The following is a 23571-nucleotide window of genomic DNA, read 5'->3' as shown; positions in this document are numbered from 1 at the left end:
TATTTTGGGCCAGAGGAAGCGGGGCGCGATTACTGGCGGCCCTCGCGGAGCCAGCCGCCGACGATGAGGGATGCCGCGAGCAGAAGGACCAGCCAGGCGGGCAGGAGCGGCGTCTGGGTGACCGAGCGGGTCTGGTAGGCGTCGCGGTCCAGGAGGCCGATCCAGCCGCGGCCTGACATGGCGCGGCCTTCGCGCACGGTGCGCACGCGCGGCGCGCCCTCGGCCAGCGGGTGGATGCCGCCGCCGGTCTCGGTGATGTAAGGTTCGAGCGTTTCGGTGTCGGCGATGGTGTTCTCGAATTCCACCGGGGAGGCGGGGCCGAGGCCGATGACCGCACTGTGCTCGCCGTTTTCCAGCCGGTAGAGGCCGATGGCGGGGCCGTCGAAGAGGGCTTCGAACCGGCCGGGCGAGACCTCTTCCAGCTCCATCTCGATCTGTTCGTCCTCTGGGGTGGTGATGGTGACCGGGCCGACGCTGTCTTCGAGCGAGCGGCGGACGATGCGCATCTGCTGGCCGGTGGCCTCGGCCCAGAGGGCTTCTTCCTCGAGTTCGGGTTCCTTCATCATCCAATGGGCGAGGCGGCGCAGGAGTTCGAGTTGCGGGCCGCCGCCCTCGAACCCGCGGTTCCAGAGCCAGGCATGATCGGAGGCCAGAAGCGCGACGCGGCCTTCGCCGACGCGGTCGAGGGTCAGGAGGGGACGGTCGCCGACGCCGGTCATGACGGTGTCGCCGGAGGTTTCCTCGACCTCGATCTGGCGCATCCAGCGGCCCCATTCGCCGCCGAATTCCTGTTCAAGACCTGCCGTGACCGGGTGCCTTTGGCCCAGCTCCGTGATGGAGGGGCTGTAGCGTTCCTCGAGCACGCGGGCGGTGGGGCGGCCGGGCAGGATCGCCTCGAGCGGGGTGCGGTAGAGGCTGTCGGCGGCGGCGTAATCGGGGCCGGCGGCGATGAGGACCGCGCCGCCGCCTTCGACGTAGTTGCGCACGTTGTCGAGATAGAGCGAGGGCAGGATGCCGCGGCGCTTGTAGCGGTCGAAAATGATGAGGTCGAAATCGTCGATCTTTTCGAGGAAGAGCTCGCGGGTGGGGAAGGCGATGAGGGAGAGCTCGCGCACCGGGACGCCGTCCTGTTTCTCGGGCGGGCGCAGGATGGTGAAGTGGACGAGGTCGACCGAGCTGTCGGATTTCAGCAGGTTGCGCCAGGTGCGCCCCCCGGCGTGGGGTTCGCCTGAGACAAGGAGTACGCTGAGCCGGTCGCGGACGCCGTTGATCTGGACGAGCGCGGTGTTGTTGCGGTCGGTGAGTTCGCCATCGATGGCGGGGGTGGAGAATTGCAGCACATTGCGGCCACCATGGGGCAGGCGCAGGGGCAGGTCGATATCCTCACCCAGGGGGACGTTGAACCGCTGCGGGTCCTCGCCGTCGACCGAGACGTCGACGGGCACGGTGCTGGTGCCTTCGGGGGCGGCGCCGTCGTCGGTGATGCGCAGGGTCATCTGGATTTCCTCGCCCAGGATGGCGAAGGCGGGGGCGTTCTCGACCACCAGCTTGCGGTCCCAGTCGTCCTCGCGGCCGGTGTGCAGCAGGTGGATGGGCGCGGGCATGTCGGGGGCGCGGTCGAGGTCGTGCAGGCGGCCATCGGACATGAGGATCGCGCCGGCGATGCGGGCGCGGGGTTCTTCGGCCAGCGTCTCGGACAGGGCGGTCATGAGCTGGGTGCCGGAGTTGTCGGCGCCGTCGGGGACGGTGATGCGGCGCAGCTCGGTGTTGTCGCGCGCGGCGATGCGGGCGGCGAGATCGTCGGCGGTGGAAGACGTGAGGGCGGCGCGGTCGCCAAGGGCCTGGCTGGCGCTTTCATCCTCGATCATCAGGACGATGTCGGTGAGCGGCTCGCGGTCCTCGGCCTGGTAGACAGGACCGAGGAGCGCGGCCAAGACGACCAGCCCGGCGAGCGCGCGGAAGGGCCAGCCGGAGAGGCCGCGCCAGATGGCGAGCGCCGTGCCGGTCATCATCATGCCGGCGAGCGCCGCGATCAGCCACGGGTTCAGAAGCGGCTCGAAAACGATGCTGCCGGTCATTGGCCAAGCCTGTCGAGAAGGGCGGGCACGTGCACTTGGTCGGATTTGTAGTTGCCGGTCAGCACGTGCATCACGAGGTTGACGCCAAAGCGGTACGCGAGTTCGCGCTGGCGTTCGCCGGCAAAGCCGCGGCCCACGGGGAAGAGCGGGTTGCCGCGGTCGTCCATGGCCCAGGCCGACGCCCAGTCATTGCCGCCGATGACCACGGGCGTGACGTTGTCGTTGAGGTTGCGGAAGGGCATCCCCTCGACCTGTTCGGCGTCGGCGGGTGCGGATTCGACCCAGACGGAGCGGCCGGTGTGGCGGCCGGGAAAATCCTGGAGCAGGTAGAAGGTGCGGGTGAGCACGTGGTCCTCGGGGATGGGCTCCAGCGGGGGGATGTCGAGCGGGCGGGCGAGGCGTTGCAGCTTGCGGCCCGCCGGAGACGAGGCGCCGAAGCCCGCGACATTGGCGTCGCGCGTGTCGAAGAGGATCATGCCGCCGGTGCGCAGGTAGTCGTTGAGCTTGACGTAGGCTTCCTCGGACGGGATCGGCTGATCGGGGGAGATCGGCCAGTAGAGGAACGGATAGACCGAAAGCTCGTCGGTTTCGAGGTTCACGCCGACCGGGTCTGCCGGTTCCACGGAGGTGCGGAAGAAGAGGGTTTCGCCCAGGCCGCGCAAGCCGGCCTGGGCCGCGTTGTCGAGGCTGCTGTCGCCGGTGAGGACGTGGCCCAGAACGACCTCGGACGCGGCCATGAGGGCCTTTTCGTCGGCCTCGGTCATGGTGTCGTCCTGGGCGTCGGCCATCTGCGGGCTGAGCAGGAGCGCTAGAAGGAGGGCGGACATCGTTGCGCGGGTGGGCATCAGGCGGCCCGAGAGCCCCAGCGACGCTAGGATGTCGGCCATCAGTATCAGGAGCGCCCCGGCGAGGAACCAGCCGCCGAGCGCGGCCTCGGGCGGGCGGTCGAGGCCCAGGACGGGCAGGTTCGCGGGCCAGCTGACCGGGGTGAGCGTGGTGCCGGAGGGCAGCACGTTGAGCGCGAGGCGCCGGTCGGGGCCGTCGTACAGACCCGGGCGGAAATCGGGGCCAGGGACATCCTCGACGAAGCGGGTGCCGTCGACGCCGGGCAGGGTGCTGGCATCTTCCAAAATGCCAGACCCCGAGAGGACCTGCACGGGCTGCCAGGTGGTGCCTTCCAGCTCGGCCAGGTCGGGTAGGGCAAGGCTGGATGAAATGGCGAGGCGTTCGAGCATCTGCACGAAAAGGCCCGAGAGCGGCAGGGTGGACCATTCGGCGTTGGCGGTGACATGGAAGAGGACGACCTGGCCCTGACCGATACGTTTGCGGGTCACCAGCGGCGTGCCGTCGCTGAGCTGCGCGATGACGCGGTCGGCGAGCGTGGGGTCGGGCTGGGCCATGACCTGGGCGGTGACGGTGACGTCGTCCGGCATGTCGAGGCCGAAAAACGGGCTGGATTCGGGGAAAGATGCCAGTTGCTTGGGTTCGCCCCAGCTCATGGCGCCGCCGATGGAACGGCCTCCGGCGCGCAGGCGGACGGGCATCAGCGGGTCTTCGTCGCTGCGCGACACGTCCGAGGCGGCGAGGCGCGGGCCGGCGAAGCGCAGGAGCATGCCGCCACGGTCGGTCCAGTCGAGCAGGTCGGCCTGTTCCGCGCCCGAGAGCGTGGCGACATCGGCCAGCACGACCACATCGGGGTTGGCGGGCAGGATATCCGAAAGGCCGCCGTCGAGCAGGTCGGCGGTGGGTTCGAGCGCCTGTTCGAGGTAGTGGAGCGGTGAGAGGAGTTCGAGGCCTTCGCGGTCTTCGCGGCCCGCGATGAGCGCGACCTCGCGGCGCTTGAGGCTGTCATCGGTCAGGGTGACGGCGCCGGCATGGGACTGGCCTGCGATTTCGAACCGGGTGAGACGGGCGCGGAGTTCGGCGGGCAGGGACAGAAGCGTCGTCGCCTCTTTCGCGCCGGCGTCGAACGTCATGTCTTGTGTGGCAAGAAGACGCTGGGCGCCGGAGGGGTCGCGGCCGTGCGCCTCGACCGTGATGTCGCGGGCGGGGCCGGGATTGGCGCGTTTGGCGGTGAGGCGCAGGGCGTCGTCCTCGACCACAGCCGGGGTCAGCGCGTAGATTGGCACGGCGCTTTCGTGGATGGTGACGCGGCCCCGATCCTGAAGGGCGTCGAGCAGGGTTTGCCGGCCGTCGCGGGCAAGGCCGTCGGAGAACCAGCGGGTTTCGAAATTTTCTTCACCGAGCAGGGTGGCGGCTTCTTCATAGTCGGGGGGCTGCGGCGACCACGCGGCGGGGGCGAGGCCGGTGAGGCGGGTGCGCCACGTCTCGGCGGACTGGAAGACCGGGGTTTCTGGGTCGGAGAGTTGCATGATGCCGACGGGGCGGGCGTTGCGCCCGGCCTCGGCCAGCAGGGAATCCAGCAGATCTTCCTGCGCGGGCCAGTCGCGGGCGCTGGCCCAGCTGGAATCGAGCACGATCAGCATGGGGCCGGTGCGGTTGGCCTGGGCCTGGTCCTGCGGGTTGAGGATGGGGCCGGCGAGGCCGATGATGACCGCGGCGACGGCCAGCATCCGCAGGAGCAGCAGCCACCAGGGTGTGCGGTCTGACACGCTGTCGTCGTCGCGCAGCCCCAGGAGAAGCGCCACGCCCGGGAAGCGGCGACGGATGGGGGCGGGCGGCACGGCGCGCAGGATCAGCCACAGGATGGGGAGTGCTGCCAGCGCCACCAGAAGCCAGGGCGCGGCAAAGCCGATGGGGCCGATGGTCATCGTCCGTGCCCCCCGTCGAATGCGTTATAGAGCCACAGGAGCGCGGATTGCGCGGAGTCCGACGTGTGGTGCGTGCCGTAGAACCAGCCGGTGGTGGCGCAGAGGTGCCGCAGGGCGTCCTTGCGGGCGGCGAGGCGTTCCAGGTAGCGGTCGCGCAGCTCGGACGCCTTGAGCGTTTCGTGCACCATGGTGCCGCCCACCGATTCAAAGATGGTGCGGCCACGGTAGGGAAAGCTTTCCTCGGCCGGGTCGAGGATCTGGTAGAGCACGCCGCGCACGCCGCGGTCGGCGGCGGCGGTCAGCGCGTTGCGCACCGGGTCGAGATCGCCAAGGAAGTCCGACAGGAAGAGCGCGCGTCCATGCGACAGCATTCCGGTGGCCTGGGGCGCGCCGTAATCGTCGGGACCGTCCTGGCCAAGGGCCATGGCGAGTCGCTCGATCTGGGCGTCTCCGCGGCGGGGCGGCAGGTCGGCACCCGAGAGGCCGATGCGCTCGCCCGCGCGATTGAGAAGGATGGCGATGGCCAGCGACAAGAGGCGGGCGCGATCGGCCTTTTGCGGCAGGGCGTCGTCGGAGGCGAAGCGCATGGAGGCGGCGCCGTCGACCCAGAGCGTGACGCTTTGGGCGATCTGCCATTCGCGTTGGCGCAGGAATTGCGTGTCCGAGCGGGCGGAGCGGCGCCAGTCGATATGGCGCAGTTCATCCCCGGCCTGCACTGGGCGGTATTGCCAGAAATCGTCGCCCATGCCCGCGCGGCGGCGGCCGTGTTCGCCCAGAAGGACAGTCCCCGCCAGATGCTCTGCCCGCGCGAGAAGCGCGGGAAAGCGGGAGGCCTCGGCCTCGGACCGGGCGCGGAGAGGGGCGATCTGGGTCAAGCGGCGGCCTCGGTCATCGTCACTTGGGCGACGGTGGCGGCGATGAGGTCGTCGAGGTTTTCACCCCGGGCACGCGCGGCAAAGTTGAGCGCCATGCGGTGCGTCAGGACGGGCTGGGCCATGGCGGCGATATCGTCGGCATCGGGGGCAAGGCGGCCCTGGATCATGGCGCGGGCGCGGACGGTCAGCATCAGCGCCTGCGCGGCACGGGGGCCGGGACCCCAGGCGACGTTTTCGCGCACCGTCTCGGACGAGGTGGCGTCGTCGGGACGGAAGGCGCGGACAAGGTCGATTATCTGTTCCATCACCGCCTCGCCCACGGGCATCCGGCGCAGGAGGGTCTGCGCGGCGATGAGGTCCTCGGCGGTGAAGACCTGGTGAGCCACATCCTCGGTCGCGCCGGTGGTTGCGAGCAGAATCGCGCGTTCGGTGTCCCGGTCGGGATGCGGCACGTCGATCTGCACGAGGAAGCGGTCAAGCTGGGCCTCGGGCAGGGGATAGGTGCCTTCCTGCTCGATGGGGTTCTGCGTCGCCAGCACGTGGAAGGGCGGGGTCAGCGGGCGGTCTTCGCCCGCGACGGAAACCTGCCGTTCCTGCATGGCTTGCAGGAGTGCGGACTGGGTGCGGGGGCTGGCGCGGTTGATCTCGTCGGCCATCAGAAGCTGGCAGAAGATCGGACCGGGAATGAACTTGAACGCGCGGGTGCCGTCGGCGCCGGTTTCAAGCACCTCGGAGCCCAGGATGTCGGCGGGCATCAGGTCGGGCGTGAACTGCACCCGGTTCGAATCGAGGCCCATGACGACGCTGAGGGTTTCGACCAGCCGGGTCTTGCCGAGGCCGGGAAGGCCCACCAGCAGGCCGTGCCCGCCGCAAAGCAGCGCCGAGAGCGACAGGTCGACGACCCGTTCCTGCCCGATGAAGCGGCGGGTGATCGAGGCGCGGGCCTGGGCCAGCTTGTCCTCAAGGGCTTCGATCCCGGCCAGCAGGTCGGCGTCGTCGGTCATGGCAAAACTCCGGTATGGGCTATATCGCTTGGGTAGAGTGTATCGCGCACAAGCAAAATGGCAAAAGCAATGAGCAATAAATCGGTCACAACCCCGTCAGCGGAAAGCCTTGCCGAAACGGCGCGCCGGGAAGGCGGCAAAGGCCTGCCGCCCGTGCACCTTTGGACGCCCGAGTTTACCGGCGAGATCGACATGCGGATCGCGCGGGACGGGACATGGTATCACGAAGGCACGGTCATCGAGCGCCAGGGCCTGGTGCGGCTGTTCTCTACGATCCTGAAGAAGGAAGGCGACCGCTACTACCTTGTCACGCCGGTGGAAAAGGTCGGGATCGTCGTGGACGACGCGCCTTTCGTGGCGGTGGATTTCGAGGTGGAAGGCGAGGGCGCGGCGCAGATGCTGGTCTTCGTGACCAACGTGGGCGACCACGTGCTGGCGGGGCCGGACAACGCGATCCGGGTGGAGCGCGACCCCGAGACGGGCGAGCCGTCGCCCTACCTGCATGTGCGGGCCGGGCTTGAGGCGCTGATCGACCGCAAGTCGTTTTACCGGCTGGTGGATCTGGGCGCGCACGAGGACGGCTGGTTCGGTGTGCGGTCGGACGGGGCGTTCTTTCCGATGATCCCCTCCGACGAGCTGCCGACCTCGTAAATCTCGGGCAGCCTCAGCGGCGGAACGGTGTCGGACGCCGGTTCGAAGCGGCGCTGTCGACCACATCCTCGATGCGTTTATTGCGGGTTCGCGTGGTCCTGGCCGTCTTGATCCATTCGAGCGTGCCGCGCCGGACGCTGCGCGGCCAGTGATCCCAGACAGACACCAGATCGCCCAGCGCACGGGTCAGGTCGTCGGGGCGTTCGAGACGTTCGACATCGTCGAGGAACGTCCACATGCCGGATTCTTGGGCGGCGGTTACGAGGGCCTCGCCGGCAGGTTGAAGCCGTCCTGCGGCGCGCAGGTCGTCGATTCTGGCCTTGTTTGCCGCGGACCAGGCGGACCGCGGATTGCGCGGGGCGATCAGGAGGCCGGTGCGATCGTCATCCACCTTGCGCGGCTGGCTGTCGATCCAGCCCCAGCAGAGCAGTTCCGAGACGATGTCATCGTAGGGCAGGTGGAATGCGGTATGCTTGCGGAAGGTGACGAGCCAGACCGATGGCGACGAGGCGTGATTGGCGGCAAGCCACGCGTGCAGTTCGTCAAGAGATTTGACCTCAATGCTTTCTGCGGTGTCTGCGGCGCGTTTGACCATGATGTAATGGATACGCGGGATCGTTGAAGGCGGATCTTGCAGACACAAAAAAACCCGATGCGGAGGGCATCAGGCGGATTGGCCTTTGAAGGCTCAGGAAGGATAACCCGGGTCGGAACGGGCACCCGAAGGTGCTATGCCCCGACCCGGGAAAACGTCGAAGATTAGTACTTCGTCGTTACGGGCTCAGGCTCAACCGGAACCACGACTTCTTCTTGTTGTTGCTGTGCACAGGCGGCCAGGCCGACGGTTGCGATGAGAGCAGCAATCATTGCGATCTTGTTTTTCATGTGAACAAATTCCTTCCATGTCACGCGCCCGATACTGTGTTTGAACGCGATTTGTTGTCAACACAAGAGCTTGCGTAAAAACGCGAATCTCCGGCTGCTATGGCTTCTAGGACAGCATTTTTGTCACGTAAATGCCTTTTTGAGCGGGATTCCGCGATTTTCAGTGGGTTTGACACTGTTGCAACTGTGCTACTTTTGCACTTCGCCTTGGAAAAGTCACTTTCCCGGACCGCGAAACGACCTACTGCGCGGGCGCTTGATTCCGGCAACTCGTGCTTGGTTCCAAGGCTTTATGCGGAGTTCAGTGCGCTTCGGCCCAGTTGCTTCCCCGGCCTGCGTCGACCACCAGCGGCACGTCCAGATGCAGGGCCGGGCGGGCGGCCTCTTCCATCACCTTGCGGGCGGTGTCGATGACCTTGTCCTCGGCGCCATCGGAGACCTCGAACAGCAGTTCGTCGTGGACCTGGAGCAGCATGCGGCAAGGCAGGTCGGCGATGGCGTCGGGCATGCGAATCATGGCGCGGCGGATGATATCGGCGGCGGTGCCCTGGATCGGCGCGTTGATTGCGGCGCGGCGGGCGAAGCCGGCGCGCGGCCCCTTGGCGCCGATCTCGGGCGTGTGGATCTTGCGGCCGAAGAGGGTCTGGACGAACCCGTGTTCCTTGGCAAAGGCGACGGTGTCGTCCATGTAGGTGCGGATGCCCGGGAAGCGTTCGAAATAGCGGTCGATGAAGGCCTGCGCGTCGGCGCGGGGAATGCGCAGGTTCCGCGCGAGGCCAAAGCCCGAGATGCCGTAGATCACGCCGAAATTGATCGCCTTGGCGCGGCGGCGGATCTCGGGCGTCATGTCGTCCATCGAAACATCGAACATCTCTGACGCCGTCATGGCGTGAATGTCCTGACCGTCGCGGAACGCCTCCTTGAGCGCCGGGATATCGGCGATATGGGCAAGGATGCGCAGTTCGATCTGGCTGTAGTCCAGCGCGACGAGGGTGTTGCCCTTTTCGGCCACGAAGGCCTCGCGGATGCGGCGGCCTTCCTCGGTGCGGATGGGGATGTTCTGCAGGTTGGGATCGGTCGAGGCGAGGCGGCCCGTGCTGGCCCCGGTCTGCACGTAGGAGGTGTGGACGCGGCCCGTGTCGGGGTCGATGTGGTCCTGCAGGGCGTCGGTATAGGTGGACTTGAGCTTGGAGACCTGGCGCCAGTCCATCACCCGGGCGGGCAGGTCGTGTTCGGTGGCGAGGTCCTCGAGCACGTCGGCGGGGGTGGAATACTTGCCGTTCTTGCCGCGCTTGCCGCCCGGCAGGCTCATCTTGTCGAAGAGGATATCGCCAAGCTGCGCCGGGGAGCCGACGTTGAACTTCTCGCCGGCCAGTTCGTGAATCTCGGCCTCGAGCCCGGCCATCTTCTGGGCGAAGGCGGCGGACATGCGGGAAAGCGTGTCCTTGTCGACCTTGATGCCGTTACGCTCCATCTGCGCCAGCACGGGCACCAGCGGGCGTTCGAGGGTCTCGTAGACGGTGGTGACTTTCGCGCGGTGCAGCTGCGGCTTGAACGTGTGCCAGAGGCGCAGGGTGATGTCGGCATCTTCGGCGGCGTATTTCACCGCCTCGTCGATGGGCACGCGGTCGAAGGTGATGGCGGATTTGCCGGTGCCCAGAAGCTCCTTGATGGGGATCGGCGTGTGCGACAGGTAGCGTTCGGCGAGCGTGTCCATGCCGTGGCCATGCATCCCGGAATAAAGCGCGTAGGACATCAGCATCGTGTCGTCGATGGGCGCCATGGCGATGTCGTAGTTGGCCATGATCTTGGTGTCGTATTTCATGTTCTGCCCGATCTTGAGGATCGAGGGATCCTCGAGCACGGGTCTGAGCGCGTCGAGCGCGTCCTGCATCGGGATCTGGCCGTCGAGCAGGGCGTCGGAGCCGAAGAGATCATCCGCATTGCCGTCCTTGTGGCCGAGCGGGATATAGCACGCCTCGCCCGGGTCGATGGAAAGGCAGATGCCCACCAGATCGGCCTGCATTTCGTTAAGCGAGGTGGTTTCGGTATCCACGGCGACGTAGCCGCGGGCGATGATGCGGTCGATCCAGCCTTGCAGCGCATCCATGTCCGAGACACGTTCGTATTTCGCGGGGTCGATGGCGGGCCAGTCGGGGGCGCTGTCTTCGCCCGACTCCGGCGCGGTGGGCTCGGGGATGGCGGGCGCCTCGACATCCAGCGCGTCGGCGATGCGCTTGGTCAGGGTGCGGAACTCCATCTCTGTGAGGAAAGCCAGCAGGGTCTCGGGATCGGGCTCACGGACCTCGAGGTCGTCGAGGGTGAAATCGAGCGGGGTTTCGCAGTCGAGCTGGACGAGTTTCTTCGACAGTTCGATCTGTTCGCGCTTTTCGATCAGGGTCTCGCGGCGCTTGGGTTGCTTGATTTCCCCGGCGCGGTCGAGAAGTTCCTCGAGGCTGCCGAATTCGTTGATCAGGAGCGCGGCGGTCTTGATGCCGATCCCGGGCGCGCCGGGGACGTTGTCGACGCTGTCGCCGGCCAGGGCCTGCACGTCCACGACGCGTTCGGGGCCGACGCCGAATTTTTCCTCGACCCCTTCGCGATCGATGCGGCGGTTCTTCATCGCGTCGAGCATTTCCACGCCGCCGCCCACAAGCTGCATCAGGTCTTTGTCGGAGCTGATGATGGTCACGCGCCCGCCGGCGTCACGGGCCTGGACGGCGAGGGTGGCGATCATGTCGTCGGCCTCGTAGCCTTCCATTTCCTTGCAGGCGATGTTGAACGCCTCGGTCGCGCGGCGGGTGAGGGGTATCTGCGGGCGCAGGTCCTCTGGCATCTCGTCGCGGTTGGCCTTGTACTCGGGGTACATGTCGTTGCGGAAGGTGTGGCTGCCCTTGTCGAAGATCACGGCGACATGGGTGGGCGCATCGGCGCCGGTGCTGTCTTCGACATATTTCTGCAGCATGTTGCAGAAGCCCGAGACCGCGCCGATGGGCAACCCGTCGGATTTGCGGGTGAGCGGGGGCAGCGCGTGGTAGGCGCGGAAGATGAAGGCCGACCCGTCGATCAGGTGCAGGTGATGTCCCTTGCCGAATGCCATGTGCCGCGCCTTTCCTTGCTGTCGGGTTACATATCTCACGCCCGCCATGGCAGTTCCAGCCTGAGTTTTTGCCGGGGATCAGCCGGGGTGGAACCAGCGGTGCGAGAGGGTCACGGCATGGGGCGTTGGCGTTCATACGACGAAGGCGATGGACGTGGCAGTGCGTGCATATCCGTTGGTGGGGCGAGGAGAAACTGTTGCCTAACAGGTGGTTGTCTGATTTTGCCGGATTTGGAGACACTGATTTTCTGCCGTGACGCTGGACCGAAGATCCTGCATCGGGCACACTGTCAGGTGTAGAAAGGCTGATTTTTTAAAGAGATTTGAAGATGTGACCGCTGTATTACGGTCGGCCTTTCTGCACGAAACTTGAAACCTGTGGCGCCGGTCGAGCGCGCCTTGGCCCGGACGCCGCCTCAAGCGGAGAAGGAAAATGGCCAAGACAGATCCCAAACCCCCTGATGCGACACGGCCCAAGCCCGGTGAGCCGGTCAAGACCAGCGATACCGAGAAGCCAATCGTCATTTCGAGACGGGTGTTCAGCGATTTCGCGATGATTTGAGGCGCGGAACCGTCGAAAAAGCAATTTCAGGATCGGCCAGGTCGTGACCGCGCGATATGCGAGGGATGACATTTCAAGGGCCATAGGTCAGCCGCCTGCTTACATTTCCTAGGCTGGCTGGCGATGTTCAGAAATCATCCCCCAATGCGTCTTGCACCGGCGCGGCGATGGAAGGGTAAGATTGCGTGCAGTCAGCCGGGATGGAAGCGGCGGTGCGAGAGCGTCACGGCGTAGGGTGTCGGGGTCCACGCGCCGAAGCGGATGCCCGCGCGACGCAGGGTGCGCGAGACCCAGGTGTTGCAGGTGCGGAAGATGTGAAAGCGGCCCGTCGCCTCGAAGAACATGTCCGTGTCGGTAAAGCCGGGGGCGGTGAGCGCGATGGCCGCGAAGTCGGCGTCCGGTTTCAGCTGTTGCAGGATTGCCGTCAGAAGCGCGGCGTACTCTGCTTGTGTCACCTTCAGGACCGGGCTTTCATACCCTTGGGGAAGCGGCCCGATCACGTCGGCGCGCAGGACGGCATCGTCGCCGGTGACGGCGCGCCAGAGCGTGGCGGCGGGGACATCGCGGTAGGGGCCTTCGTGGGTGTAGAACGCGCGGCTGCCCCAGCCGATCACCAGCCACTCGGCCTGTGGGTCCGCGAGCGGAAGGCCCGCCTGTTCGAGGTGGAAGAAGCGCGCCCGTGTGCGGGGTGTCAGTGGCAGGAGAAGGTCATAGTGGATGGGGCCCGCGACCAGCCGGATCTCGACCGGAGGGCCGTCTTCGGCTGACGGGTTGGGAGAGAGCGGGCCGGGTATGAGGGCGCCTGCAATAGAGGCGAACAGATAGAGGCCGACCAGTGCGACAAGGCCGAGCGCGATGCGGAAGACGGCTTTGCCGATCGTCCGGACTGCGTGGCTCAGACCTTTCCCTCGAAATCGCGGTGCACCAGCTTGGCGTCGCAATAGGGGCATTCGACGAAGCCGATGTCCTGCGGGATGGTCAGCCACACGCGCGGATGGCCCAATGCGCCTTCGCCGCCATCGCAGGCCACGCGGTAGCTGTCGACGATGCGGGTCTCGGGGGCTTGGGTCACCATTGACGGCGTTCCTTTTGGCTGCAAGTAGGTCCGGGCAGACTATATCCGACAGACACCCGGGGACAAGAGCCGCCATGCCGACAAATGCAATCGAAGTGAGAGGCCTGGAGAAGGTCTATGGCGGCGGCAAGCATGGCATGTCCAAGCCGGCGCTGACGGGCGTGGACCTGGATGTGCCAAAGGGATCGGTCTTCGGCCTTTTGGGGCCCAATGGCGCGGGCAAGTCGACGCTGATCAACATCCTGGCCGGGCTGGTGACCAAGACCAAGGGGCAGGTGAAGATCTGGGGCTTCGACCAGGACGTGAACCCGCGGCAAAGCCGGGCGTCGATCGGCGTGATGCCGCAGGAGTTGAACCTGGATCCGTTCTTTGCGCCGCGCGCGGCGCTGGAGGTGCAGGCGGGGCTGTACGGTGTGCCCAGGAAGGACCGGCGCAGCGACGAGATACTGGAACTGGTGGGGCTGAGCGACAAGGCCGAGGCCTATGCGCGGACGCTGTCGGGCGGGATGCGGCGGCGGCTGTTGCTGGCCAAGGCGCTGGTGCATCACCCGCATATCCTGGTACTGGACGAGCCGACGGCGGGCGTGGATATCGAGCTGCGCCAGATGCTGTGGCAGAACGTGCGCAAGCTGAACCAGCAAGGGATGACGATCATCCTGACGACGCATTACCTGGAGGAAGCCGAGGAGATGTGCGACGAGATCGCCATCATCAACGAAGGCTCGGTCGTGGCGCGGGACAGCACGGCGCATCTGCTGGGCCAGATGGACCGGCGCACGATGGTGATCGAGCCCGAGGAAGAGCCCGGCAAGCTGCCCGAGGGCGAAGGCCTGACCGTCGAGACGCGCCCCGGGGGGCAGGTGGCGATCAGCTATCGCGCGACCAGGATGTCGGCCGAGGCGGTGCTGGAGGCGGTGCGGGCCTCGGGGATGCGCATCCGGGACGTGCGGACCGAGCAGGCGGACCTGGAAGAGGTGTTCCTGGAGCTGACGCGCTCGCGCTGAGGGCGCCTACTTGTCCTGCAGCTTGTCCTCGATGGATTTCAGGCGTTGCAGCACCTCGTCACGGTAGGTGTCGGTGCGTTCCTCGGCTTCGAGGTTGTGGGCGTCCTGCATCGAGTTCACGATCAGGCCGACGACGAGGTTCACCACGGCGAAGGTGGTCACCAGGATGAACGGCACGAAGAAGGCCCAGGCGTAGGGGTAAACCTCCATCACCGGGCGGACGATGCCCATGGACCACGATTCCAGCGTCATGATCTGGAAGAGCGAATAGCCCGAGCGGCCGATGGTGCCGAACCATTGGTCGAACAGAACGGCCTGTTCGGGGGTGCATGCGGGGCATCCGCCGCCGAACAGCTTTGTCGCCATGACCGAGCCGATGTAGAAGATGATCCCCATCAGCAGGAAGACCGAGCCCATGCCGGGCAGGGCGTTCATCAAACCCTCGACGACGCGGCGCAGGGACGGGGTGACCGACAGCACCCGCAACAGGCGCAAGATGCGCAGGGCGCGGAGCACCGAGAGACCTTGAGCCGAAGGAATGAGCGAGATGCCGACGATCACGAAGTCGAAGACGTTCCAGCCGTTGCGGAAGAACCCCGTGCCGCGGGCGAAGAGTTTCAGCCCGATTTCGACCACGAAGATCGCGAGACAGATCGTGTCCAGCATGACGATCAGCGGACCGGCGGCCGTCATCGCGGTCTGCGACGTCTCCAGCCCCAGCACCACGGCGTTGAAGAGGATCACCGCGAGGATGAAATTCTGAAAGCTCGTGCGGCTGACGAGGGTTTCGACGCGGGCGCGCAGGCCCTGGGGACTGGACTGGATTGACTGGCTCATGGCGCTGGATATGGGGCAGGCTGCGCAGGGGCGCAAGGTAGGGGTTCGATCAGCTGTCGGCCTTGGCCAGCATCCGCCCGAGGCCGCGCCCGCCAAGGATGTGCATGTGGTAATGCGGCACTTCCTGGACCCCGGCCTCGCCCGCGTTCGAGATGGTGCGATATCCCGGTTTGCCGTCGCCCGGCGACACGCCGGTCATGGCGCAGACCTGCGCGGTGACCCGCATGAAGTCGACCAGTTCCGCCTCGGACGCCTCGGCGGCGAAATGGTCGTGGCAGACATACGGTCCCTTGGGGATGACCAGCACATGCACCGGCGCCTGCGGTTCGATGTCATTGAAGGCGAGCGTGTGCTCGGTTTCCAGCACGGTGTCGTTGGGGATATCGCCGCGCAGGATCTTGGCGAAGATATTCTGGTCGTCATAGGCAAAGGACATGATGTGCGGCCTCAGTCGGCATAAAGATGGTCGGTTCGGGCGATCTCTAGCGCCTTGTCGGGCGCGATATCAAGGAAACGGGCGATCAGCCCGGCGTTTTCCTCGGGGTCGTTGGATTGTTTCATGATGCCGTGGTTCTCGAACTCGGCATCGCGGATCCGGTCGGATTCGAAGTTGATGTCGCCGCGGATGGTGGGCAGCAGGCGTTCCAGCGTTTCCTTGGGCGTCTGCTCGCCGGCAAGGCCGACGCGGCGGGCATGGCCGACGAGGTAGTGGTCGGTGAACTCGCACTGGATTTCCAGCAGCTTGGTGGTGGACCGGTCGTTGCAGAAATCCTCGAGCAGGTCGAGATTGCCGGGATCCATGCAGACGATCAGGCGGTCGGTCTCGAAATAGTCGAACAGCATCCGCATGAGCGCCCGGCGATGGCGCGTGCGCTTGCCCAGCGTGGCCTGGATGCCGCCCAGGTCGGGCAGGTGGGTGTTTTCCTCGTTGAAGAGGTATTCGATGGCAGGCACGTTGGTGATTTGCCGGATCTTGTCGATCATGCGCTTGGCGACGTGCCATTTCTTGCAGACGATGATCATCAGCTCGCGCTCACGGCCCAGCGTGCTTTCGGTTTCCCAGAAGCGCAGGGCGAAGCGGCGGCCGATGCGCCCGCGCCCGGTGAGAAACTTGAACAGGCTGCGCCCTTCGTCCGAGATGTTGAACCGCGCGGTCTCGTCAGCATAGAGCGCGCCCAGGCGCGTCTTCAGTTCGGTCGCCTCGGCGCTGATCTTGCGGGCAAAGAGGGCGTCCTGGCTGAGCAGCAGGTCGTAATGGTCGTTGTAGAACGTGACCGGCATCCCGTAATCGGTGAACATCAGGAAGGTCAGCGTTCGCGTCCGGATCTCGTCTTCCGGCACGAGGTGCCGCACGAGGGTCTGAAAGAAGGTCTCGTCCGGAATCCAGGTGGTGCGGAAAAAGCGCATCACGTCGCGCCGCTTGCGGGTGAACTCGAGGATCCATTCGATCGTGCGCCGGCGCAGGCACCACCACTGGCTGCCGATCTGGATCTGCAGGTCGGCGGGGATCTCGCGGGTCAGGCGCAGCTTCTTCTGGATGTTGTACGAGGTGTAGAACAGCCACTTGCGGTTCCGCTCGTTGAAGAAATGGCGGTAGATCAGCCGCTCTTCCTTCATGCCGGTCTTGATCCAGTCGGATGCGAAATAGTCGAAGCTTTCGATGTAATCGACATCGTTGGCATCGAGAAAATCATGGGTGTAGCGGGCCGACTTGATGGCCGCGCAATCGCCCGAGAGCATGTAGAAATGGGTCGCGCGGGGGAAGGCGTCGACCGCCGCCTCGATCGCGTGCAGCGTGGCCTGGACGAGCGACCATTCGCCCCAGCCGCACTTGATCCGCTTGCTGGCGAAGGTGACGTTGGGATTGTCGGCCAGCGCCGCGCGTATCTTCCTGTAATGATCGGGATTTGCGCGGGCGTCGAAGTGGATCGACATGTAGTCGCCCGCCGCGGTCAGCATGTTGGCCTGTCCGATGATCGCATCGGGGTCCTTGTGGCACAGCAGAATGAAGGCGATCCTGGCCATGGGCGAAACGATTGACCTGCTCTTTCGTCGATTGATTATAGTGATAGAGGTGAACGTCCGTTGAATAAACAGGCTTTCTTTGGTTTTTTTAACGGGTTAAACACGACTTGACCCGAGAAAACCAAAGCAGCGGGGTTGGAGGCAGGCGAATGGGCTTTCCCGGTACCTGGATGACGGAAAGCGAGAGCATGGTCTATCGCGTGGTGCCGAAATGCGCCTGCTCGACAATCGGGCAGATCATGTATTTCTCGGACCATGGCGAGTTTTTCGATGGCGACATCCACGACGCCACGGATGGCCTGCACAAATGGGCCCGCGACGAAAGCCAGCCGCTGATCAAGGCGAACGTGCGCACGCACACGTCTTATGCGTTCACCTGCGTGCGCAACCCCTATACCCGCATCCTGTCGTCGTTCTTCGACAAGATCTGCGGCATCCAGCGCAACGGCAAGCGGTACCGCGGCAAGCTGGTGCCCCTGTTGATCCAGAAATACGGCATCGAGGTGGGCGGTGAGGACGGCAAGCAGGAGTTCGACCAGATCAAGAGCTTCCGGCGGTTCCTGCTGTTCACCCGTGATACCATCCGGTGGAAACGCCCGATGGAACCGGACATTCACTGGTCGTCGATGTCGGGGCACGTGTCGACCTTCATCGTGAACGGCGGCACCTATGACAGGATTTTCTGGACGGAGCAGTTCAACGACGGGATGGCGGATGTCCTGAAGGCGACGCGGACGCCGAAGAAGGTGGACCTGAAGACGATCCCGCGTTTCAACGAGAGCGAAGGGCACGGGCCGAAACGGGCGCACCCGGTCGAGGACTATTTCGACGACCTGTCGATGCACCTGGTGAAGGAAATCTATCACCGCGATTTCGAACTGTTCAAATACGATTTCGACGATCCGTCGAACAAGATGCCCATCGGCGAGATCGACCTGGACGAGGTCCACGCCAAGCTGGGCGCGTAGGCGGGGCGCGCGTGCCGCGCGCGCAGGTCTGTCTCGTCGTCGTGCCTCCTCCTCGGGCATATGGCGGCGTGACGCTTTCGCCCGGCCCTCGACGAGATGGCGAGCGCGGTGATCTGAGTATTTGCGGCAAGAAAAAACCGGGAACGATATTTTAACGAAGCCGCGGCACGATCGGACTGCGGTACAGGCTGGAGAGCCGATGACCGTGCAAGGAAAAGTCGCATCCGGGTATCGGGTCTGCATCGGCGCCGTGCCGAACGACGCCCGGCCCGGAAGCGCATCCATGGCTTTTTCTTGCTGAAAATACTCGACTGACCTGACGCCGGCCTTTCGGACGGCCGCGTGTTGAACGCGCGGCCCGTCGGAACCGGCGCGGAAAATCCAGGATTTTCCGGCCCATTTTCTTTCTTCAAGAAAATGGCCTCTCTCAGACCAGCCCTTCGGCCCTGAACATCGCCTTCACGTCCGCCTCTGGCCGGGCGCCGTAGTGGCTGATCACCTCCGCGCCCGCAATGCAGCCCATGCGCCCGGCCACCTCCAGCGACGTGCCGGTGGCCAGGCCATAGAGAAAGCCCGCGGCAAACTGGTCGCCCGCGCCGGTCGTGTCGACCGGGGTGATTTCATCGACGGGGACGGTCACGGTGTCTTCGCCGCGCGCGATCACCACGTCCCGGCCCGAGCGGGTGCAGACGATCAGGCCGCTTTCGGATGCCGCCTGTTCCAGTGCGGTGCCAAGGTCGTCGGTCTTGTAGAGCGCGCACCATTCGTGTTCGTTGCCGATCACGTAGTCCAGTTCGGTCACCAGCTTGCGGAAGTCGGCACGGTGGCGGTCGACGCAGAACGGGTCCGACAGGGTGATGCCGGCCATGCCGCCGCCGTCGCGGCAGGCGCGCGCGGCGGCGAGGAAGGCCGCTTTGCCCTTGTCCTTGTCGAAGAGGTAACCTTCGAGAAAGAGCAGGCCCGCATTGCCCGCGACCGCGTCGTCGACGTCATCGGGGCCAAGTTCGGTCGAGATGCCGAGATAGGTGTTCATCGACCGCTCGCCGTCCGGCGAGACGAAGATCATCGAGCGGGAGGTCGGCAGTTCGCCTTCGCTGGCCGGCGCGTTCACGAAGTCGGTTCCGACATCCGACATTTCCCGGGCATAGTCGCGCCCCAGGGCGTCGTCGGCCACGCGTCCGATAAAGGCGGTGGAGAGGCTCAGGGCCCCCAGCCCGGCGATGGTGTTCGCCACCGAGCCGCCCGCCATCTGGGTGCGGTTCTGCATGTTGTCGTAAAGGTGTTCGGCCCGATCCTGCTCAATCAGCTGCATGATGCCCTTTTCGATGCCCATGCGGGACAGAAACCCGTCATCGGCCTGCGAGAACACGTCGACGACGGCGTTGCCGATACCCACGGCCTGGTACTTGCTCATATGGTCTTTTCCTCGAACTGGCAGAGGTCGCGGATGATGCAGGACCGGCACATCGGGGCGCGCGCCTTGCAGTGGTAGCGGCCGTGCAGGATCAGCCAGTGGTGGGCGTGCTGCTGGAAATCCACCGGCACGTGGTCCTCGATGGCGCGTTCGACCGCGTCCACATCCTTGCCCGGGGCGATGCCCGTGCGGTTGCCGACCCGGAAGATATGCGTGTCGACCGCCTGTGCGGGATAGCTCCACCACATGTTCAGCACGACGTTGGCCGTCTTGCGCCCGACGCCGGGCAGCGATTGCAGCGCGGCGCGGGAATTGGGCACCTCGCCGTCGAACTTGTCGATCAGGATGCGCGACAGCTTCATCACGTTTTTGGCCTTGTTGCGGTAAAGGCCGATGGTCTTGATATGCTCGATCAGCTCTTCCTCGCCCAGGTCCAGCATCTTCTGCGGGGTGTCGGCGATCTTGAACAGCTCGCGCGTGGCGCGGTTGACCCCCGCATCGGTCGCCTGCGCCGAGAGCGCCACGGCCACGAGAAGCGTGTAGGCGTTCACGTGGTCGAGCTCGCCCTTGGGTTCGGGAGACGACTCCTGGAACCGGGTGAAGATCTCGCGGATCGTGTGGTAGTCGAGTTGCTTGGCCATGGTTTACCTTGTGCCCGCTTTGGTCGGGATGCGCAACATTCGGGTCGCGGCGATGCGGGTGCGCGACTACATTCCGTATATCGAATGGAGAGCCGTCATGAGCGCCGAAATCAACACCGAAATCCGCGACGGGTATCATTTCAATGTCATGCGCCGGGCGATCGACCTGATCGACGCGGGCGGGCCGGGTGTGCGCCTGGCGGACCTTGCCCGCGACATGAACATGAGCCCCGCGCATTTCCAGCGGCTGTTCACGCAATGGGTGGGCGTGAGCCCCAAACGGTACCAGCAATACCTGGCGCTGGGCCAGGCCAAGGATCTGCTAGCCGGGCGGTTCACGACGCTGGACACCGCGCATGAGCTGGGTCTGTCGGGCACCGGGCGGCTGCATGACCTTTTCCTGCGGTGGGAGGCGATGAGCCCCGGCGAGTTCGCGCGGCGGGGCAAGGGGCTGAAGATCACGTGGGGGTGGTTCGACAGCCCCTTCGGACTGGCGCTGGTGATGGGCACCGAGAAGGGCATCTGCGGCATCGGGTTTGCCAGCGAAACGGGCGAGGAGGCGGCGATGGGGGACATGATTTCGCGCTGGCCGAACGCGGAATTCGTGGAGGACCCGATGATGCTGCGCCCGTGGGTGTTGCAGGCCTTCGGCGCGGGTGACCAGACGGCTGAAAAAGTGCCGCTCTACATGATCGGGGCGCCGTTCCAGATCAAGGTATGGGAGGCGTTAATGCAGATCCCGTCGGGCCACGTGACGACCTATTCCGAGATCGCGCAGGCCATCGGAAACCCGAGGGCCGTGCGCGCCGTGGGCACCGCTGTGGGGCGCAATCCGGTGAGTTTCCTGATCCCGTGCCACAGGGCGCTGCGCAAGTCGGGCGGGCTTGGCGGGTATCACTGGGGTCTGCCTGTCAAACGCGCGATCCTGGCATGGGAAAGTGCGCGGGCCGAGGCCGGGTGAGCCCATTTTCTGCGCAGAAAATGGGGCAGGAAATGCGCATTTTCTGCCGCCGCCGGGCGGCGGGCACGGCGGTTCTGCGCGGATCGCCGCCGGTTTCCCCGTAAAAAACGCTTGGGCCTTGGTCGTAAATTGCTTAGAATCGATGTCAGACCCGGCAAACGGGCGCTTGGAACATGAGGCATCAGGATGAGCATTTCACAAAAAACAGTCACCCTTATTGCGGGTTTGTCGATGTTGGGGGCCACGGCCTGCACCAGCCCGGCCTACCTTGACGACACCGCTGTCGACCGCAACCAGAAGGCCAAGCAGGGTGCGCTGCTGGGCGGGCTGCTGGGCGCGGGCGCGGGCGCGCTGGTGGCCGACAAGAAGGTCAAGGGCGCGCTGATCGGCGGCGCGGTCGGCGCGGCGGGCGGCGCCGTGGCCGGCACCATGCTGGACCGGCAGGAAGCCGAGCTGCGCAACAATATCGGCAACGACAATGTCGATATCCAGAACACCGGCGACCGTCTGATCGTGACGCTGCCGCAGGATATTCTGTTCGACGTGGACAGCGCAGCGGTGCGTCCGGGCCTGCGCAGCGACCTGTCTGCGGTGGCGCAGAACTTGCAGTCCTACCCCGACAGCCGCGTGCAGATCGTCGGTCACACGGACAATTCCGGTGGGGCCGAGCACAACCAGGCCCTGTCCGAGCGGCGGGCCAACGCGGTGGCGGACGTTCTGATGAACGGTGGCGTGGCCTTCAGCCGGATCGACGCGTTCGGCCGGGGCGAGGACGCGCCGGTGGCGTCGAACCTGACCGAGGACGGCAAGGCGCAGAACCGCCGGGTGGAAATCGTGATCCTGCCCAACGCGGCGTGACGCCAGCGAAGATTATTCTGCGAATAATCTGGCCCTGAAACAAAACGCCCCGCCGGAAGACCCGGCGGGGCGTTTGCGTTGCACGCGTTGCGCTCAGCCGAAAACGCGGCCCAGCGCCTCGTCCACCGAGGCGACGATCTGGTCGATGTCGTCCTTGGTCGAAATGAGCGCCGGTGAGAAGCACAGCGTGTTGTTGAAGCCCGGGATCGAGCGGTTGGTCACGCCGATGATCGTGCCCTGCGCCATGCAGTCGGCGACCACGGCCTGCGCCTGTTTCTCGGGCACCGGCTCCTTGCTGGTGCGGTCCGACACAAGCTCGGCCCCGAGGAAGAGGCCCTTGCCACGCACCTGGCCGATGACAGCGTGTTTGTCGGCCAGCGCGTTCAGCTGGTCCATCATGTAGTCGCCCATCTTCGTGGTGTTTTCCAGCAGGCCTTCTTCTTCGATGATGGCGACGTTTTCCAGCGCCGCGGCGGGACCGGCGGTGCAGCCGCCGAAGGTTGAGATGTCGCGGAAGTAGTTCAGCGGATCCTCGATATCGTCCTTGAACATGTCAAAGACCTTTTCGTTGGTCACGCAGCAGGCGATGGCGGCATAGCCCGAGGCGACGCCCTTGGCCATGGTCACGAAATCGGGTTCGACCCCGTAATGCTGGTAGCCGAACCAGTGGGTGCCGGTGCGGCCCACTCCACAGACGACTTCGTCGATATGCAGCAGGATGTCGTACTTGCGGCAGATCTCCTGCACGCGGGGCCAGTAGCCTTCGGGCGGGGTGATGACGCCGCCGCCGGCGGTCACGGGTTCAAGGCAAAGCGCGCCAACGGTGTCCGGGCCTTCGGCCAGGATGACCTCTTCGATCGCGTTGGCCGCGGCGATGCCGTAGTCCTCGCCCGTCAGGTCCCATTGGGCGCGATATTCAAGGCAGTGCGGCACGCGGACGAAACCTGGGGCGAAGGGGCCGTATTGCGCGTTGCGCTCGTCCTGGCCGCCCGCCGACATAGTGCCGATGGTGGAGCCGTGGTAGTCGCGCTCGCGGTAGAGGATCTTGTATTTCTTGCCGCCGTAACGCTTGTGCGCGATCTGGCGGACCATCTTGAAGGCTTTCTCGTTCGCCTCGGACCCGGAGTTGGTGAAATAGACCCGGCTCATGCCCGGCATTTTGGAAATCAGCTTTTCCGAGAAGAGCGCGCCGGGGATCGAGCCCGCCGAGCCCGCGAAATAGGGCAGCTTGATCAACTGGTCCCGGATGGCGTTGGCGATGCGCTCGCGGCCATAGCCGACGTTCACCGTCCAGACCCCGCCCGAGACGGCGTCGATATGTTCCTTACCGTGCTGGTCCCAGACGCGCATCCCCTTGCCCTCGACGATGATCTTGGGGGCGCCGGTCTGGAACGGCTGGTGTTGAACAAGGTGGTGCCAGACATGAGCGCGGTCGGCGTCCACGACTTTGTCGATATCATTCAGCAGGTTGCCATCCATCTCAAACTCCATCAGGTCAGGCCCGGCGCGGCGGCCGGGGGCGCGTAGGTGCACGTGCGTGCGATTGCCGTATAATCAGCCTTGAAACCGCGACTGTCGATAGGGCCAGGCGGGGTCATTGTTTAAGTCCAGGAAATTGTGCATTGCCTGCAGAGTGATGGCGAATTCGTGCTATTCTGCTGATTTCTGAGACAGTTTTCCCGAAACTTCGGTTCGGAAAGGTGGAAGAAGTGCCTCCAGCCAGACAAAATCATTGATCGGAATCGTAAATTCGGCTCGGATGAGGCCGCATCTGCCATCGGGGGCAGCGTGGCGATATGGTTTCTGCCGTGCGGCTCACGACGCCCCCGCAAGGATGGCGCAACGAAAAAGAAACGACACTC

General features: G+C 65.1%; 21 protein-coding genes. 6 read left to right on the top strand and 15 right to left on the bottom strand.

Going from position 1 to position 23571, the window contains the following annotated elements; genetic code table 11:
- Positions 1-29: 29 nt before the first annotated feature.
- Genes FIU85_RS10465 through FIU85_RS10450 form a run of 4 tightly spaced genes read right to left on the bottom strand, consistent with a single transcriptional unit; the run spans position 30 to position 6728 of the window.
- Entirely contained in the window at positions 30-2078 is a 2049-nt protein-coding gene (locus FIU85_RS10465) for a hypothetical protein (protein ID WP_152496850.1), read from the bottom strand.
- Entirely contained in the window at positions 2075-4849 is a 2775-nt protein-coding gene (locus FIU85_RS10460; RefSeq protein WP_152496849.1) for a DUF4159 domain-containing protein, read from the bottom strand. The genes FIU85_RS10465 and FIU85_RS10460 overlap by 4 nt, the downstream gene beginning before the upstream one ends.
- Positions 4846-5724: a DUF58 domain-containing protein gene (locus FIU85_RS10455; RefSeq protein WP_152496848.1), complete on the bottom strand. Its 879-nt coding sequence runs from the start codon at positions 5722-5724 to the stop codon at positions 4846-4848. The genes FIU85_RS10460 and FIU85_RS10455 overlap by 4 nt, the downstream gene beginning before the upstream one ends.
- Positions 5721-6728, bottom strand: a complete 1008-nt coding sequence (locus tag FIU85_RS10450) for a MoxR family ATPase (protein WP_152496847.1) — start codon at positions 6726-6728, stop codon at positions 5721-5723. The genes FIU85_RS10455 and FIU85_RS10450 overlap by 4 nt, the downstream gene beginning before the upstream one ends.
- Positions 6729-6797: 69 nt before the next feature.
- On the opposite strand from FIU85_RS10450, the gene FIU85_RS10445 reads away from it, so the two are divergent.
- On the top strand, positions 6798-7379 hold the full coding sequence (locus FIU85_RS10445; protein WP_152496846.1) for a DUF1285 domain-containing protein: 582 nt from the start codon (positions 6798-6800) through the stop codon (positions 7377-7379).
- Between the two features lie 13 nt (positions 7380-7392).
- Here the strand turns inward: FIU85_RS10445 and FIU85_RS10440 are convergent, their stop codons facing one another.
- From FIU85_RS10440 to polA, 3 genes are all read right to left on the bottom strand, one after another.
- Positions 7393-7974 carry a YdeI family protein gene (locus FIU85_RS10440; RefSeq protein WP_152496845.1) on the bottom strand — a complete coding sequence of 194 codons (582 nt, stop codon included), beginning with the start codon at positions 7972-7974 and terminating at the stop codon, positions 7393-7395.
- 164 nt (positions 7975-8138) lie between these two features.
- Complete coding sequence (locus tag FIU85_RS22515) at positions 8139-8264, bottom strand: hypothetical protein (RefSeq protein ID WP_261391446.1); 126 nt, start codon at positions 8262-8264, stop codon at positions 8139-8141.
- A gap of 301 nt (positions 8265-8565) precedes the next feature.
- A complete protein-coding gene (gene polA / locus FIU85_RS10435) occupies positions 8566-11364 on the bottom strand; it encodes a DNA polymerase I (protein WP_152490815.1) in 2799 nt (932 codons plus the stop codon).
- Positions 11365-11797: 433 nt separating this feature from the next.
- Here polA and FIU85_RS22510 point away from each other — a divergent pair, with 433 nt between their 5' ends.
- Positions 11798-11926 carry a hypothetical protein gene (locus tag FIU85_RS22510; RefSeq protein WP_261391447.1) on the top strand — a complete coding sequence of 43 codons (129 nt, stop codon included), beginning with the start codon at positions 11798-11800 and terminating at the stop codon, positions 11924-11926.
- Positions 11927-12117: 191 nt separating this feature from the next.
- Here the strand turns inward: FIU85_RS22510 and FIU85_RS10430 are convergent, their stop codons facing one another.
- Positions 12118-12876 (bottom strand): DUF2459 domain-containing protein, encoded by a 759-nt coding sequence (locus FIU85_RS10430; protein WP_152496844.1) that lies wholly within the window; start codon positions 12874-12876, stop codon positions 12118-12120.
- The gene (locus tag FIU85_RS10425; protein ID WP_152496843.1) at positions 12822-13001 is read right to left on the bottom strand and encodes a zinc-finger domain-containing protein; all 180 of its coding nucleotides are present in this window, start codon (positions 12999-13001) and stop codon (positions 12822-12824) included. Before FIU85_RS10425 ends, FIU85_RS10430 begins: the two co-directional genes overlap by 55 nt.
- A 74-nt stretch (positions 13002-13075) precedes the next feature.
- Here FIU85_RS10425 and FIU85_RS10420 point away from each other — a divergent pair, with 74 nt between their 5' ends.
- Positions 13076-14005, top strand: coding sequence for an ABC transporter ATP-binding protein (locus tag FIU85_RS10420; RefSeq protein WP_152496842.1), 930 nt, complete (start codon positions 13076-13078; stop codon positions 14003-14005).
- A 6-nt stretch (positions 14006-14011) separates the two neighbouring features.
- On the opposite strand, the gene FIU85_RS10415 is transcribed toward FIU85_RS10420, so the two are convergent.
- From FIU85_RS10415 to FIU85_RS10405, 3 genes are read right to left on the bottom strand one after another with little or no spacing between them, the layout of a single operon-like run.
- Positions 14012-14842, bottom strand: coding sequence for an ion transporter (locus tag FIU85_RS10415; protein ID WP_152496841.1), 831 nt, complete (start codon positions 14840-14842; stop codon positions 14012-14014).
- A gap of 49 nt (positions 14843-14891) precedes the next feature.
- Positions 14892-15278, bottom strand: coding sequence for a histidine triad nucleotide-binding protein (locus FIU85_RS10410; RefSeq protein WP_152496840.1), 387 nt, complete (start codon positions 15276-15278; stop codon positions 14892-14894).
- An 11-nt stretch (positions 15279-15289) separates the two neighbouring features.
- A complete protein-coding gene (locus tag FIU85_RS10405; RefSeq protein WP_152496839.1) occupies positions 15290-16867 on the bottom strand; it encodes a DUF5928 domain-containing protein in 1578 nt (525 codons plus the stop codon).
- Between the two features lie 149 nt (positions 16868-17016).
- Between FIU85_RS10405 and FIU85_RS10400 the strand changes: the two genes are divergently transcribed.
- A complete protein-coding gene (locus FIU85_RS10400) occupies positions 17017-17835 on the top strand; it encodes a sulfotransferase family protein (protein WP_152490821.1) in 819 nt (272 codons plus the stop codon).
- A gap of 427 nt (positions 17836-18262) precedes the next feature.
- On the opposite strand, the gene FIU85_RS10395 is transcribed toward FIU85_RS10400, so the two are convergent.
- Both FIU85_RS10395 and nth read right to left on the bottom strand, forming a co-directional pair.
- Positions 18263-19249: an adenosine kinase gene (locus FIU85_RS10395; protein WP_152496838.1), complete on the bottom strand. Its 987-nt coding sequence runs from the start codon at positions 19247-19249 to the stop codon at positions 18263-18265.
- Positions 19246-19890: an endonuclease III gene (gene nth, locus FIU85_RS10390; protein ID WP_152490823.1), complete on the bottom strand. Its 645-nt coding sequence runs from the start codon at positions 19888-19890 to the stop codon at positions 19246-19248. Before nth ends, FIU85_RS10395 begins: the two co-directional genes overlap by 4 nt.
- A gap of 97 nt (positions 19891-19987) precedes the next feature.
- Here nth and FIU85_RS10385 point away from each other — a divergent pair, with 97 nt between their 5' ends.
- Positions 19988-20851, top strand: coding sequence for a bifunctional helix-turn-helix domain-containing protein/methylated-DNA--[protein]-cysteine S-methyltransferase (locus FIU85_RS10385; protein WP_152498224.1), 864 nt, complete (start codon positions 19988-19990; stop codon positions 20849-20851).
- 186 nt (positions 20852-21037) lie between these two features.
- Positions 21038-21709, top strand: coding sequence for an OmpA family protein (locus FIU85_RS10380; protein WP_152496837.1), 672 nt, complete (start codon positions 21038-21040; stop codon positions 21707-21709).
- A gap of 93 nt (positions 21710-21802) precedes the next feature.
- Here FIU85_RS10380 and FIU85_RS10375 read toward each other — a convergent pair whose 3' ends face one another.
- Positions 21803-23188 (bottom strand): aspartate aminotransferase family protein, encoded by a 1386-nt coding sequence (locus FIU85_RS10375; RefSeq protein ID WP_152496836.1) that lies wholly within the window; start codon positions 23186-23188, stop codon positions 21803-21805.
- Between the last annotated feature and the right edge of the window lie 383 nt (positions 23189-23571).

It is taken from the genome of Roseovarius sp. THAF8 (assembly GCF_009363735.1).
GTDB lineage: Bacteria > Pseudomonadota > Alphaproteobacteria > Rhodobacterales > Rhodobacteraceae > Roseovarius.
The sequence above is the reverse complement of the archived record's forward strand: the minus strand, read 5'-3'. Positions and strand labels throughout refer to the sequence as shown.